At 74.0% G+C, this 13301-nt stretch carries 13 protein-coding genes; 9 read left to right on the top strand and 4 right to left on the bottom strand.

All coding sequences use genetic code 11. The features are described from left to right. Positions 1-271 precede the first annotated feature (271 nt). Positions 272-1291 (top strand): LacI family DNA-binding transcriptional regulator, encoded by a 1020-nt coding sequence (locus tag HD597_RS36075; protein ID WP_253748037.1) that lies wholly within the window; start codon positions 272-274, stop codon positions 1289-1291. A gap of 90 nt (positions 1292-1381) precedes the next feature. On the opposite strand, the gene HD597_RS36070 is transcribed toward HD597_RS36075, so the two are convergent. Beyond that, complete coding sequence (locus HD597_RS36070; protein ID WP_253748035.1) at positions 1382-3295, bottom strand: primary-amine oxidase; 1914 nt, start codon at positions 3293-3295, stop codon at positions 1382-1384. A 75-nt stretch (positions 3296-3370) separates the two neighbouring features. Continuing rightward, on the bottom strand, positions 3371-3967 hold the full coding sequence (locus tag HD597_RS36065) for a TetR family transcriptional regulator (RefSeq protein WP_253748033.1): 597 nt from the start codon (positions 3965-3967) through the stop codon (positions 3371-3373). Between the two features lie 220 nt (positions 3968-4187). Here HD597_RS36065 and HD597_RS36060 point away from each other — a divergent pair, with 220 nt between their 5' ends. The 3 genes from HD597_RS36060 to HD597_RS36050 all read left to right on the top strand — a co-directional run bounded on the left by HD597_RS36060 (position 4188) and on the right by HD597_RS36050 (position 6392). Then, on the top strand, positions 4188-5228 hold the full coding sequence (locus tag HD597_RS36060) for a TerC/Alx family metal homeostasis membrane protein (RefSeq protein ID WP_253748031.1): 1041 nt from the start codon (positions 4188-4190) through the stop codon (positions 5226-5228). Between the two features lie 208 nt (positions 5229-5436). Then, positions 5437-6066: an RNA polymerase sigma factor gene (locus HD597_RS36055; RefSeq protein WP_253748029.1), complete on the top strand. Its 630-nt coding sequence runs from the start codon at positions 5437-5439 to the stop codon at positions 6064-6066. A 41-nt stretch (positions 6067-6107) separates the two neighbouring features. Further along, positions 6108-6392 (top strand): anti-sigma factor family protein, encoded by a 285-nt coding sequence (locus tag HD597_RS36050; RefSeq protein ID WP_253748027.1) that lies wholly within the window; start codon positions 6108-6110, stop codon positions 6390-6392. Here HD597_RS36050 and HD597_RS36045 read toward each other — a convergent pair. Beyond that, on the bottom strand, positions 6352-6630 hold the full coding sequence (locus HD597_RS36045) for an anti-sigma factor family protein (protein WP_253748025.1): 279 nt from the start codon (positions 6628-6630) through the stop codon (positions 6352-6354). The genes HD597_RS36050 and HD597_RS36045 overlap by 41 nt on opposite strands. A gap of 116 nt (positions 6631-6746) precedes the next feature. Here HD597_RS36045 and egtA point away from each other — a divergent pair, with 116 nt between their 5' ends. From egtA to HD597_RS36020, 5 genes are all read left to right on the top strand, one after another. Next, positions 6747-8054: an ergothioneine biosynthesis glutamate--cysteine ligase EgtA gene (gene egtA / locus HD597_RS36040; RefSeq protein ID WP_253748023.1), complete on the top strand. Its 1308-nt coding sequence runs from the start codon at positions 6747-6749 to the stop codon at positions 8052-8054. Then, positions 8051-9343: an ergothioneine biosynthesis protein EgtB gene (egtB, locus tag HD597_RS36035; RefSeq protein ID WP_253748021.1), complete on the top strand. Its 1293-nt coding sequence runs from the start codon at positions 8051-8053 to the stop codon at positions 9341-9343. Before egtA ends, egtB begins: the two co-directional genes overlap by 4 nt. Continuing rightward, positions 9344-10051 (top strand): ergothioneine biosynthesis protein EgtC, encoded by a 708-nt coding sequence (gene egtC / locus HD597_RS36030; RefSeq protein ID WP_253748019.1) that lies wholly within the window; start codon positions 9344-9346, stop codon positions 10049-10051. A 20-nt stretch (positions 10052-10071) separates the two neighbouring features. Next, positions 10072-11052: an L-histidine N(alpha)-methyltransferase gene (gene egtD, locus HD597_RS36025; protein ID WP_253748017.1), complete on the top strand. Its 981-nt coding sequence runs from the start codon at positions 10072-10074 to the stop codon at positions 11050-11052. An 89-nt stretch (positions 11053-11141) separates the two neighbouring features. Then, positions 11142-12500 (top strand): aminotransferase class V-fold PLP-dependent enzyme, encoded by a 1359-nt coding sequence (locus HD597_RS36020; protein ID WP_253748014.1) that lies wholly within the window; start codon positions 11142-11144, stop codon positions 12498-12500. Between the two features lie 9 nt (positions 12501-12509). Here HD597_RS36020 and HD597_RS36015 read toward each other — a convergent pair whose 3' ends face one another. Continuing rightward, complete coding sequence (locus tag HD597_RS36015) at positions 12510-13217, bottom strand: TetR/AcrR family transcriptional regulator (RefSeq protein ID WP_253748012.1); 708 nt, start codon at positions 13215-13217, stop codon at positions 12510-12512. Positions 13218-13301 lie beyond the last annotated feature (84 nt).

The raw sequence follows: 13301 nt of genomic DNA, 5'->3' as shown, positions 1-13301 counted from the left end.
GCGTGAACGGGCGCGCAGATCAGGACGATGATGCTGCCGGCGCACTGCATCGACGACGACCGGCAGTTCGGAGGCCAAGCCGCCGAAGGGCGAGGGCGGGGTGGAGCTGTTCGAGGCGGGCTGGACGGGCGACGAGACCGGCGTGCCCGCCGCCGGGCAGAGCATGAAGGAGCGTGCTCAAATCGTTCCAAACCCCTCTGAACGGCTGCGCTATGATCACAGCGACGAACACGCTCGCGCCGCTCACGGGACTCGAGGAACGATGTCGAGCATGAAAGAGGTCGCCCGGCTCGCCGGGGTCTCCGTCGGCACCGTGAGCAACGTGCTCAACCGGCCGGAGATGGTCGCGCCCGACACCCGGCGGCGGGTGCAGGAGGCGATCGAGCGGCTCGGCTACGTGCGCAACGGCTCCGCCCGCCAGTTGCGAGCGGGGCGCAGCCGGATCATCGGGGTGGTCGCGCTGGATCTCGCCAACCCGTTCTTCATCGACGTCCTGCGCGGCGTCGAGACCGCCGCCCAGCAGGCCGACGTCACCGTGATGGTGTTCAACAGCAACAAGGACGCCGGTCGCGAGGCGGGCCTGCTGGAGACGTTCGAGGAGCAGCGGCCCCTGGGCGTGCTCATCACGCCGGTGAACGACAGGGGCGAGGAGGAGCGGCTGAGCAGGCTCGTCGCGCGCGGCATCCCGGTGGTGCGCTTCGACAGCTCGGCGGGGCACAGCGGCGGCTGCTCCGTCGCGGTGGACGACGTGCTCGGGGGCCGGCTGGCCAGCCTGCACCTGCGCGAGCGGGGGCACCGCCGCATCGCGTTCGCCGGCGGCCCGTTCACCGTCCGGCAGGTACGCGAGCGGCGCGACGGCCTGGCCCGCGTGCTCGGCCCCGACGACACGCTGACCGTGATCCCCCTGCCCGACCTCACCGTCGCCACCGGCCGCACCGTCGGCAAGGAGATCGCCGGCCTGCCGCCCGGCGAGCGGCCCACCGCGGTCTTCTGCGCCAACGACCTGGTCGCGATCGGGGTGCTGCAGGAGATGACGCTGCGCGGGCTGCGGGTGCCCGCCGACCTGGCCATCATCGGGTACGACGACATCGACTTCGCGGCGGCGGCGGCCGTTCCGCTGTCGTCGATCAGGCAGCCGCGCGAGCAGCTCGGCCACACCGCCGCCACGCTCCTGCTGGAGGAGGCCAACCAGGCCGGCGACCACGAGCACCGCCAGGTCATCTTCCAGCCCGACCTGATGGCGCGCACCTCCACGACGGCCTGCCTGCGCGTGACCGAGGCCCCCGCGTGACGGTCAGGCGCGCGTGACCCAGGCTCCCGCGTGATCCAGGCTCCCGCGTGATCGCCAGGCGTCCTCGTGATCCAGGCCCACGCGTGACCGTCAGGCGCCGTGCCCGTGGTGCGGGGGAACGTCCAGCGCCGGGTTGCGGTCGAAGAAGCCGGCCGGCTTGAGCGTGAAGCCCGTGTGCTCCACCGGCATGACCGGCCAGTCCTCCGGCCGCGGAACGTGCGTGAGCCCGAAGACGTGCCAGACGACCAGCGAGCGGCCGTCGAGGTCGCGGTCGGCGGCGGCGAAGGCGGGCAGCCCGGCCCCGCCCGGGTGCTGGTTGACCAGGTAGCCGGCCGGGTACCGCTCGTCCGGGTCGTACGCGGTGACCCACAGGTGCCTGGTCGCGAACGCGGCCCGCGCCGCGATGGAGGAGCCGGGATCGGCCAGCAGCAGCGGCCTGCCCTCGGGGTGGAGCACGTAGGCGACGGGCCGGCCCAGCGCGTTGAGCGAGGCGGGGTTGGTGATGTGCCAGGTGCGCGCGGCGGACGGGTCCGCGTCGCGCTGGGCCTGGCTCTCCCTCGTCAGCGGGGTGCGCCGGTAGGTGAAGGCGTTGCCGCGCGGGTTGCCGTCGCCCATCGGGACCCGGACCACCTCGACCTCCTCCACCCGGTTGGCCGGCCCGTCGACCGCCATGTCCAGGCGGGCGCAGAACAGGTGCTGGTGGTAGGGGGCGGCCAGGCCGGGCGCGACCTCCGTCGCGTACGCGGAGCCGCCCCGCGGGTAGGCGGAGGTGAACAGCACGCCGGTCGCCTTGACCTCGAAGCCGATGGTGCCGTCGAGGTAGAGGTACCAGTAGAAGCCGTAGTCGTAGTTGCCGACCGTGGTGAAGAACGACAGCACCAGGCGGCGCTGGCGGCGGACCTCCGCCGAGCCCGTCCACAGGTCCGTGTGCTTCCACAGGATGCCGTGGTCCTCCTCGTGCAGGCAGATCGCGTTCGGCAGGGTGCGCGCGGCGCCGTGCTCGTCGGCGATGACGGCGTCGAGGTAGGTGATCTCGCCGACGCAGTCGCAGCCCCGCTCCAGGGCGTTGGCGTACTGGCCGAACAGGTACTCGCCGGCGTCGAAGTAGTTCTGCCAGGAGCGGATCGGGGAGGGGTCGGCGTAGGGCACGACCATCTCGGCGATCGAGGCCCGGTGCACGATCGGGCGCTCGCGGCCGGCGTCCCGGTCGTGGAAGGCGATCTGGTGCAGGACGAGCCCCTCGCGGACGTCGAAGCCGATCCGCAGCGACCAGTTCTCCCAGCGCAGCAGGCCGCCCTCCAGGGTGAAGCTGGGCCCCTCCGGCTGGGTGATCTCGATGGGCCGCTGCGTGGTGCGCGGGGGGCCCGTGACGGCGGGGTCGTCGAAGTTGCCCGAGACCGACGGGATCGGGACGGGACCCGAGTCGATCACCTGGTCCACGGTGCGGTTCAGCACGTCCACGTACGCGACGAGGCCGTCCACGGGGTGCGCCCAGGCATGGTCCTTCTCGTGCTCCTGCACGAAGGCCAGCCCGCGCAGGATGCGGCGGCCCGACTCGCCGGGGTACTCCTCGGCGTACACGCCGGCGGACAGCGGGGCCACCCTGACCTTGGAGACGTCCAGCCCGCGGCTCTTGAGCGCGGCGATCCACCGCTCGTCGGTCGCCAGCACCTCCTCGACGACCCCGAACTCCGCGTCCAGCACGGGCGGCTGGCCGTCGACCGCGGGGTCCAGCGTGCGGTCGGCGTCGATCGTCCCCCTGGTCAGGGAGACGACCACGTCGCGAGGCGCCGCCCCGGCGAGGTCGAGCAGCAGGACCCGGACCCTGCGGTCGAGCGGGACCCCCGGCGAGTGGGCGAGCACCGCGTCCTTGGGCGGCTCCTCCAGCCCGGTGTACGCGAAGCGGGTGGTGTCCTTGACCAGCCCGGCGGCGCTCAGCACGGTCCGGGCGGCGTCGATCTCGCCGGGCGTCAGCGGGTCGAGCGGGTGCGGCGTGGCGGTCATGGCTTCTCCCTCGACGCAAGGATCGTCGCCGTCAGCGAACACCACCACGGCCGCGATTACCAGGGGCCGGCCGCTTCACGGTTGCGGCGGCGGGGCCAGGGCGGTGACGATCCGGGACAGCAGCGCCGCCCACTCCTCGTCGCCGACCCCGTGCAGGTCCGGGGTGACCAGCGCACTGCCCATCCCGAGCAGCAGGCAGAAGTGCGCCACCGCGTCCGGCGACAGCTCCGGGTCCAGCTCGTCGTCGCCCTGCGCCACCCGTACGAGGTCGGCGATCCAGGCGGCCCGCTCGCCGACGTAGTCGCGCATCGGCCCGGCCACGTCCTCGTCCCTGCGCGCGGCGACCAGCGCCTCCACGATGAGATGGCCGAGGGGGTCGCGCCGGCGGGTCAGCGTGCGCCCGATGGCGAGCAGCAGCTCCGTGGCCGACCGGTCGGGGTCGGCGACGAACAGGCTCGCGAGCTGGTGGCGCCCGTGCGCGCGCAGGGCGGCCACCAGCAGCTCCGCCTTCGACCCGAAGTGCGCGTACAGGGCGCCGTTGCTCACCCCCGCGGCGGCGGCGATGTCCGCCACGCGCGTGCCGTCGTACCCGCGCTCGGCGAAGACCTCGGCGGCGGCGAGCAGCAACCGCTCGCGCGTCTCCGCGGCCGTGACTCCCGCGATGCGTCCCATGACCGAATTTAAAATTTTGTTCAATTGTCTCGTCAAGCGCGGACCGGGAGAGACCTCCGGGCGGCGGCACGTCCTCCCCTGATCTAGTCTGAACCCGGCGAGGGGAGTACTTCTCAAGAGCCGGCCCGGTCAGTACGGACGTCCCGCACGTCCCCGGACGGCCGCCCGCACGGGTGAAGGAGACCTCGAACGGCTGGAACTGTTCGAGGGGGTACTTCCCATGTCCGCGGGGACACTCGCGCATGCCGTCGAGCTGCGCACCATCGCTTCGCCGACGCTCTGGGCCGTCACGGTCGCGGCCCTGCTGCTGCTCCTGCTGGTGGACCTGCTGATCACCCGGCGCCCGCACGAGGAGAGCATGCGCGCGTCCGTCGGCTGGTCGGTCTTCTACCTGCTGCTTCCCGTGCTCTTCGGCTTCTACCTGTGGGCCGGGCACGGCGGCGGGGCGGCGGTCGAGTTCTTCACGGGCTTCGTGGTGGAGAAGTCGCTTTCGGTGGACAACCTGTTCGTGTTCATGCTGCTGCTCGCGGCCTTCGCGGTGCCGCCCGCGCTGGCCCGGCAGGTGCTGCTGTACGGCATCGTCGGGGCGCTCGTCCTGCGGGTCGTCTTCATCTGGCTCGGGGCCGCCGCGCTGCAGAGCGGCACGTGGGCGTTCCTGCTGTTCGGCGGGATCCTCATCGTGACCGCAGGCAAGATCATCAAGGGCGTGCTGAGCGGCGGCGAGCAGGAGGTGGACATCTCCTCCATGCGCACGGTGCGGCTCGTGCGCCGCTTCGTCCCCGTCACGGAGGACTACCGCGGCTCGCGGCTGGTCGTCCGTGACCGCGGCCGGCTCGCGCTCACCCCGCTGGCGCTGGCCGCCGTCGCCATCCTGGCCACGGACATCGTCTTCGCCGTGGACTCGGTGCCCGCCGTGTACGGGGTCACGGAGGATCCGTTCCTCGTCTTCGCCACCAACGCCTTCGCGCTGCTGGGGCTGCGGGCGCTGTACTTCGTCCTCAAGGGCGTGCTGACCAAGCTCCGCCACCTCAACCACGGGCTCAGCGTCATCCTCGCCTTCATCGGGGTGAAGCTCGTCCTGCACTGGGCGCACGGCATCTGGGCGTGGGTGCCGGAGATCCCGACCCTGGCCTCCCTCGGGATCATCGTGTCGGTCCTGGTCGTCGTCACGGTGACCAGCCTGCTCGCCAACCGCCGCGACCGTCTCCGCGCGGCCCCCGCGCGGCCGGAGCCGGTGGAGGAACCGGCGGGCGAGCGCTGATCCCGCGCCCGCGGGGCCCTTCCGGACGCCCCGCGGGCGCCCCGGCCGCCGCTCGATGCTCCGGCCGCGGCTACACGCCCCGGGATCGGGGAAACGTCAGTGGGGGAGATTAACCTGAGCGGTGTCGTCCCGCGATGGGGCGGCGCCGGGCTCGGGTCCGGCTCCTTGAGGTGAGACGTCCCAGCGACCGACCGGAGGGGGAGCGATCGTGGGGTCTTTCGAGGGCGGTGGGCTGCCCCCGGATGACGTCGTCGTCAGGGCCCTGCGCGCGGGCGACGAGGCGATGTTCGCGGCGCTGCTCGACACCTGGTCCAGGGGCATGCTCCGGGTCGCCAGGTCCTACGTGTCCACCGACCACTCCGCGGAGGAGGTGGTCCAGGACACCTGGCTGGCGGTGATCGACGGGATCGACGCCTTCGAGGCGCGTTCCTCGGTCAAGACGTGGGTCTTCCGCATCCTGGTCAACACCGCGAAGAAACGCGGCGTGCGGGAGAGCCGCACGCTGCCGTGGAGCGCGTTCGGGCAGGGCGGCGGCCCGTTCGGCGATTTCGGCGCGGCCCAGGGCGGCCAGGCCGGCTTCGCCGCGGCCTGGCCGACGCCCGAGGGCGAGGCGCTGGCGGCGGAGGTGCGCGTGCTGATCGCCGAGGCCCTCGGCCGGCTGCCACCCCGGCAGCGGGTCGTGATCACCCTGCGCGACGTGGAGGGCTGCACCTCCGACGAGGTCTGCGAGATCCTGGAGATCACCGCGGCCAACCAGCGGGTCCTGCTGCATCGCGCCCGCACCGCGGTGCGCGGCTGGCTGGCCGACTACTACGAGTCAGTCAAACAACCCGAATGACATCGTGCGGCCCCACCGGGCCCGCACAACGACGACAATGAGTGAAACGGTTCATCCCAGAGACGAGGGCGGTCAACGTCGTGAAGCGGTTCACCTGCGACGAGCTGGCGGAACTTCTCACCGCCTACCTGGAGGACGCCCTCGACCAGCCGTCCCGCGACGGCATGCGGGCGCACCTGTCCTGCTGCGAGGGGTGCGGGCGTTACTTCGAGCAGTTCCGCGCCACCATCAAGGTGCTGGGAGACCAGCCGCCGGAGAAGTTGTCGGCGCCCGTGCGCGACCGGCTCATGTCCGCCTTCCGCGAGCGCCACCGCCATCACTCCTGATCCCCCGTCCCGCGAAGCTCTCCCGCAACGCCGCCAGCACCGGCGGTGAGACGACCCCCTCGCGCAGGCAGCCCAGGGCCGCGATCGTCGCCAGCAGCTGCGCCAGCCACGCCGAGCACCCCGGGCACGCCTCCAGATGGCCCGCGACCGTCCGATGCCGCCCCGGCGGGAGCGCCGCGTCCAGGTAGTCCGTGACCAGGGCGAGCACCTCGGCGCAGCCCGGTGAACCCTCCTCCATGTCACACAGTGCCCGCCGCGCCCCGTCCGTTACGCGGAAATTCATGTGTAACGATCGCGCGCCTCCCGGGTCTGTAGTCCCGTGCGCACCCGCACGAGGGCGGCGAAGGGGAGACGATGATCGGGGTAACGGCCGAGAGCACGCCGCTGCGCGACGCCACGGAGGTGACGGACCACGCGCGCCGGTGCTTCCGTCCCGCCGGCGACCGGGTGGGCGTGGAGCTGGAGTTCCTGGTCTTCGACCGCGCGGACCCCGGCGCGCACGTCCCGATGGAGCGGACGCGGGAGGCCCTGCCCGCGGACCTGCCGGGCGGCAGCCGGGTGACGTTCGAGCCGGGCGGCCAGGTCGAGCTGTCCGGGCCCGCCGGCCCGCTGCCCGGCACGGTCGCCCGCCTGACCGCCGACGTGACGGCCGTGCGTGACGGGCTGCGCGCCGCCGGGCTGGCGCTGGGCGGGGTCGGGCTCGACCCGGTGCGTGCCCCGTGCCGCCAGCTCGGGCTGCCCCGCTACGAGGCGATGGCCGAGTTCCTGGGGGCGCCGTACGGGCCCCTCATGATGTGCTCCACCGCCTCCATCCAGGTCAACCTGGACTTCGGGCGCCGGCCGGCCGTCCGCTGGGAGCGGGCGCACGCGCTCGGGCCCGTGCTGCTCGCCGCCTTCGCCAACTCCCCGCTGAGCGGCGGCAGGCCGTACGGGTGGATGTCGGGGCGCCAGGACGTCTGGAACAACCTCGACCCCACCAGGACCGGGCCGGTCCCGGTCACGGGCGACCCCGTCGCCGACTGGGCCGCCTACCTGCTGGACTCCCGGCTGATGCTGGTGCGGGAGGCCGCCGAGCGCTACCGCCCGGTGCGCGACGGCTCGACGTTCCGCGACTGGCTGGCGGGCGGCGGCGGCAGACGGCCCACGCTGGACGACCTCGCCTACCACGCCACCACCCTCTTCCCACCGGTCCGGCCCAGGGGCTGGCTGGAGATCCGCTACCTGGACGCGCAACACCCGGCCGCCTGGCCGGTGTGCGTGGCCGTGACCCACGCCCTCATCACCGACGACCGCGCCGCCGACGCCGCGATGGCCGCCGTCGAGCCCCGCCGGGCAGTTCCGCACCAGGAGGAATGGGACAGGGCCGCGCGGTGCGGGCTGGCGGACCCGAGGCTCAGGAACGCCGCCGAGGCGTGCTTCCGCGCCGCGCTGGAGGCACTGCCGCGGCTCGGCGCCGACGCCGCCCTGACCGGCGCGGTGGCCGCGTTCGCCGACCGGCACGTGAGCACCGGCCGCTCGCCGGCCGCCGATCTGATCGACCCGGCGGCGCATCCGGCCCCGGCGTGGCTGGACCACCACGCCCCTGACGAGCCCAGGCACGACCAGCTCAGGCATGACCCCGACGAGCTCAGGCACGACCACGGACACGAAGGACGCGCATGAACGACATCAAGGAACGCATCGCCAAGGAGCTCATCGCGGTGCGCGACCGCTCGCTCGCCTACACGGCCGCCGAGGACGACCTCCTCGTGCGCCAGCACTCGCCCCTCATGTCCCCCCTCGTCTGGGACCTGGCCCATGTGGGCAACTACGAGGAGCTCTGGGTGCTGCGCGCCGCCGCCGGCATCACCCCGCTCCGCCCCGAGATCGACGACATCTACGACGCCTTCAAGACCCCGCGCAAGGACCGCCCCAGCCTGCCGTTCCTGCCCCCCGCCGAGGCGCGCGGCTACATCGAGGGCGTACGCGGCCGCGTGCTCGACGTCCTCGACGCGATCGACCTGGAGAGCCCGTCACCGCTGCACCGCGACGGGTTCGTGTTCGGCCTGGTGATCCAGCACGAGCACCAGCACGACGAGACCATGCTCGCCACCCTGCAGCTCTCCGGCCAGCCGGGCCTGGTCAGCGACGGCGACCTGCCGCCGGGCCGCGCCGGCGGCCCCGAGGAGGTGCACGTCCCGGCCGGGCCGTTCCTCATGGGCACCGACACGCTGCCGTGGGCCTACGACAACGAGCGCCCGGCCACCTGGGTCGACCTGCCCGGCTACCGGATCGACCGGCTCCCGGTCGGCAACCGCGCCTACCTGGCGTTCATCGAGGACGGCGGCTACGACGACCCGCGCTGGTGGACCCCCGAGGGCTGGCAGTGGCGCCAGCGCCGCGGCATCACCGCCCCGCTGTTCTGGACCAGGGACGGCGGCGCCTGGCACCGCACCCGCTTCGGCCGCGTCGAGCCCGTCCCGATGGACGAGCCCGTCCAGCACGTGAGCTGGTACGAGGCCGACGCCTACGCGCGCTGGGCGGGCAAGCGGCTGCCCACCGAGGCCGAGTGGGAGAAGGCCTGCGGCTGGGACCCGCGGGCGCGCCGGTCCAGGCGCTACCCGTGGGGCGAGGCCGACCCCGGCCCCTCCCTGGCCAACCTCGGCCACCGCTCCTCCCACCCCGCCCCGCTCGGCGCGTACCCGGCGGGGGCCAGCGCCTACGGGGCCGAGCAGATGGTGGGGGACGTGTGGGAGTGGACCGGCTCGTGGTTCCACGGGTATCCGGGGTTCCGCAGCTTCCCGTACAAGGAGTACAGCGAGGTGTTCTTCGGCGAGGAGTACCGCGTGCTGCGCGGCGGCTCCTGGGCGGCCGACCCGGCGGCGGTGCGCACCACGTTCAGGAACTGGGACTACCCGATCCGCAGGCAGATCTTCACCGGCTTCCGCTGCGCCCGGTCGGAGCTGGTGTAGATGTGCAGGCACGCCGCCTGGCTGGGCGCCGAGCGCCCGCTCACCTCGCTCATCGACGAGCCCGAGTACGGGCTGCTCAAGCAGTCGTACGCGCCCCGCCGCCAGCGGGCCGGGCTGATCAACGCCGACGGGTACGGCATGGGCTGGTACGCCCCCGGCCGCCCCGAGCCGGTGCGTTACCGACGTTCCGTGCCCATCTGGACCGACGCGAACCTGCCGGACCTGTCCTCGGTGGCCCGCTCGACGTGCCTGCTTGCCGCCGTGCGCTCGGCCACCGTGGGCATGCCGGTCGAGGAGAGCGCCACCGCGCCGTTCACCGACCGGACCTGGCTGCTCAGCCACAACGGCCGCGTGGCCCGCGACGCGGTCAAGGGCCTGTGCGACGGAGCCGAGAGCACCTGCGACGCCGCCTGGGTCGCCGGCGCCGTGTTCCAGCGCGGGCGCGCCGGCGCCGGCCTGGGCGAGGCGCTGTCCGAGGTCGTCGTCCAGGCCGGGGAGAAGGATCCCGTCGCCCGGCTGAACCTGCTCGCCACCGACGGCACGACCATCGTCGCGACCGTCTGGGGCGACACCCTGTTCCACCACCGATCCCACGACGGCGTGCTGGTGGCCAGCGAACCGCTCGACGACCTGCCCGGCTGGCAGGCCGTGCCCGAGCGGAGCCTGCTGACCGTCACCCGCGACGACGTGACCGTCCAGCCGCTGTGAACCCGTCTCCAGGAGGCCTCGTGCCCGTCACCCAGTCCACCGTGCGCGTCATCAGCCATCTTGACCGCGACTACCTGCGCCAGGCCCTCGAACACGACGTCACCGCCGGCCTGACGTCCAGCCCCAAGTGGCTGCCGCCCAAGTGGTTCTACGACGCCGCCGGCAGCGAGTTGTTCTCCCGTATCACCCGGTTGCCCGAGTACTACCCGACCCGGCGCGAGCTGACCATCCTGCGGTCGCGGGCCGCCGACGTGGCCGCCGTCTCCGGTGCGGACACGCTGGTCGAGCTGGGCTCGGGCACCAGCGAGAAGACCGTGCTGCTGCTGGACGCGCTGGCGGAGGCCGGCACGCTGCGCGGCTACACGCCCGTGGACGTGGACGCCGTCACCCTGGAGTCGGCGGCGCACCGGCTGGCCGGACGCTACCCCGGGCTGGCCGTACGGGCCGTGTGCGCCGACTTCGAACGCCACCTGGCGCTGCTGCCGCGCAACGGGCGGCGGATGGTGGCCTTCCTCGGCGGCACCATCGGCAACCTCGAACCGGGCGCCCGCGCGGTGTTCCTCAAGGAACTGCGGGCCACGCTGCGGGCCGGGGACACGTTCCTGCTCGGGGCCGACCTGGTGAAGGACAGGGGGCGGCTGGTGGCCGCCTACGACGACGCCGCGGGGGTGACGGCCGAGTTCAACAGGAACGTGCTGCGCGTGATCAACAGGGAGCTGGACGCGGACTTCGAGCCCGAGGCGTTCGAGCACGTGGCCCTGTACGACGAGCGGCACGACTGGATCGAGATGCGGCTGCGGGCCTCGCGGGAGATGCGGGTACGGGTCGGCGGGCTCGGGCTGGCGGTGTCGTTCGGGGCGGGGGAGGAGATGCGGACCGAGATCAGCGCCAAGTTCCGGCCGGAGGGGCTGCGGGCGGAGCTCGCGGCGGCGGGCTTCGAGGTGCGCCGCCACTACACCGACCCGTCGGAGGACTTCGCCCTGGTCCTGGCCGCGGCGTGATCCCCGGCGCGCCCCCCGGCCCCGCGTCCGGTGCCGGTCCCGCCCCCGCGCCTGGCCCCGCGCCTGGCCCCGCGTCCGGTGCCGGTCCCGTGCCCGAGGTCGGGTGCGGGGCCGCGTCCGAGGCCGTGGCCGGGAGGTGGCGGGCGGCGCGGGGTGTGGTGCCGCCCGGGCATCTCGACGCGGCCGGGTGCAACGTGCCCAGCGATCGGGTGCTCGGCGCGATGACGGCGCACCTGCGGCTGGAACGCGAACGTGGCGGCTACGGCGCCGTCCCCGACCTCACCGCCGCCCGCACGGCCCTGGCCGCCCTCGTCGGCCCCGCACCGGACGGCGGCCCTCCGCGCGAGGCGGCGGGCGCGGGGCAGGTGGCGTTCCTGGAGAGCGGGACGGCGGCGATGGCGGCGCTGCTGGGGGGATGGCGGCTCGGCCCGGGCACTCGCGTCGGCTGCGCGCGCACCGAGTACGGCAGCACGCTGATGCTGCTGCGCCGCCTGGCCGCCCGGCGCGGCTGGCGGCTCGTCGAACTGCCGGTGGACGGCGACGCCCGCATCGACCCCGACGGCGTACGGGCCCGGCTGGCGTCGGGGCTGGACCTCGTGATCGTCTCGCACGTCGGCTCCCACCACGGCGTCATCCAACCGGCGGCGCAGCTCGGCGCCCTGTGCCGGGCGGCGGGGGTGCCGTTCGTGCTGGACGTCTGCCAGTCGCTGGGCCACGTCGAGACACGGGGAACGGGGGCCACCGCCTACGTGGGCACCTCCCGCAAGTGGCTGGCGGGCCCACGCGGCGCCGGCTTCCTGATCGTGCCGGACCCGACCCCCGCCATGGACGCCCCGGCCCCCACCCTCAGCGGCCACCTCTGGAACGCCCACCCGCCGGAGCCCGGCGACGTGTGGGCCGAGCCGTGGGAGGACGGCGGGCCCACGAGTGCCGGGCGGGCGCCGGGCGGGCCCTGGCCGGAGGGCGGCGGGCCCACGACGGACGGGCGGGCGCCGGGCGGGCCGTGGCCGCAGGGCGGTGGTCGGGTGCGGGACGACGCGGTGCCGGTGGAGGGGGCGGCACGTTACGAGAGCTCGGAGGGCCCCATCGCCGCCAGGGCGGGCCTGGGCGTCGCGGTCCAGGAGCTGCACGCGCTCGGCCCGGCCGCCGTCCACGCCCACCTGGCCGACCTGGGCCGCACGGCCCGCGCCCTGCTGGACGGGGCGGGCGGCTGGCGGGTGGCGGAACCGCTAGACGAGCCCTCGGCCCTGGTCACGCTCACCCCACCGCCCGGCGACACGGCCGAGCGCGCCGCCGCCCGCGCCGCCGAGGCGTCCCTGCTGGTCGGCGTCGTGCCCACGGCCCGCGCCCCGCTGCACCTGCGCGAGCCCGTCCTGCGCGTCTCACCGCCACCCGGCACCGCCCCGGACGCGCTCCGGGCCCTGGCCCGTGTCCTCGCCGTCACCTGACCGCCCGGCTCAACGGGCGGCGGGCAGCCCCAGGGAGTCGATGAGGTCGCGGATCTCCTCCCGGTACAGCTTCTCCGGATGCCGGGCCTGCGTACGCAGATGCCCGTGCACCTCCAGCGCGACCAGCCCGTGCATGCGCCCCCACACCCGCAGCGCCAGCGCGACGGCGGCGGGCGGCAGCCCCGGATGCGACGCGCGGACCTCGTCGGCGAGCCCGGGCCCGAAGTCCGCCCAGTCGTAGCCGCCCTCGGGCCGCCGGCCGGCGGCGTGCGGCCAGGCCGCGGCCACGAGGGCGACGAGCCCGGCGCAGGCGCGGCGCTCCGCCTCCGGGGCGGGCCCGCCGGGCGGCGGCCGGTAGTCCGGGACCGGCTCGCCGTAGACCAGCCGGAACCCCTCGGGATGGGCGGAGGCCCAGCCGCGGAACGTCTCCGCCCACGCCAGCAGCCGCCCGGCGGCGTCCTCGGCGGGCAGGGCGCCGCACGCCTTGTCGATCTCGTCCATGAGCCCGGTGTACACGTCGTCGATGAGCGCGGTGAGCAGGTCGTCACGGGTGGCGTAGTAGCCGTAGAGAGCCCCGGCCGTCATCCCCATCCGGCGCGCGATGGCCCGCAGCGTGACCGCGCCGGGCCCGCCCTCGGCCAGCAACGCCATGGCGGTCTCCTTGATCTCCCGGGCCGTCTGGGCCCGGAGCCGTTCCCGCCTGCTCCCCTCGATCACGTTGACACCCTACCGCGTTCAGTGTCTAAGCTGTGTTCAGTAACTACACGGTGTTCAGTAAATGAACGCCGTTTATCAAAGGAG

The organism is Nonomuraea thailandensis (genome assembly GCF_024172165.1).
GTDB classification, from domain to species: Bacteria; Actinomycetota; Actinomycetes; order Streptosporangiales; family Streptosporangiaceae; genus Nonomuraea; species Nonomuraea thailandensis.
The sequence above is the reverse complement of the archived record's forward strand: the minus strand, read 5'-3'. Positions and strand labels throughout refer to the sequence as shown.

Bases quoted from the DNA above. Each gene is read 5' to 3' on its own strand.
- HD597_RS36075 (WP_253748037.1), top strand. From the start codon at position 272: ATGAAAGAGGTCGCCCGGCTCGCCGGGGTCTCCGTCGGCACCGTGAGC.
- HD597_RS36070 (WP_253748035.1), bottom strand. From the start codon at position 3,295: ATGACCGCCACGCCGCACCCGCTCGACCCGCTGACGCCCGGCGAGATC.
- HD597_RS36065 (WP_253748033.1), bottom strand. From the start codon at position 3,967: ATGGGACGCATCGCGGGAGTCACGGCCGCGGAGACGCGCGAGCGGTTG.
- HD597_RS36060 (WP_253748031.1), top strand. From the start codon at position 4,188: ATGTCCGCGGGGACACTCGCGCATGCCGTCGAGCTGCGCACCATCGCT.
- HD597_RS36045 (WP_253748025.1), bottom strand. From the start codon at position 6,630: ATGGAGGAGGGTTCACCGGGCTGCGCCGAGGTGCTCGCCCTGGTCACG.
- egtA (WP_253748023.1), top strand. From the start codon at position 6,747: ATGATCGGGGTAACGGCCGAGAGCACGCCGCTGCGCGACGCCACGGAG.
- egtB (WP_253748021.1), top strand. From the start codon at position 8,051: ATGAACGACATCAAGGAACGCATCGCCAAGGAGCTCATCGCGGTGCGC.
- egtC (WP_253748019.1), top strand. From the start codon at position 9,344: ATGTGCAGGCACGCCGCCTGGCTGGGCGCCGAGCGCCCGCTCACCTCG.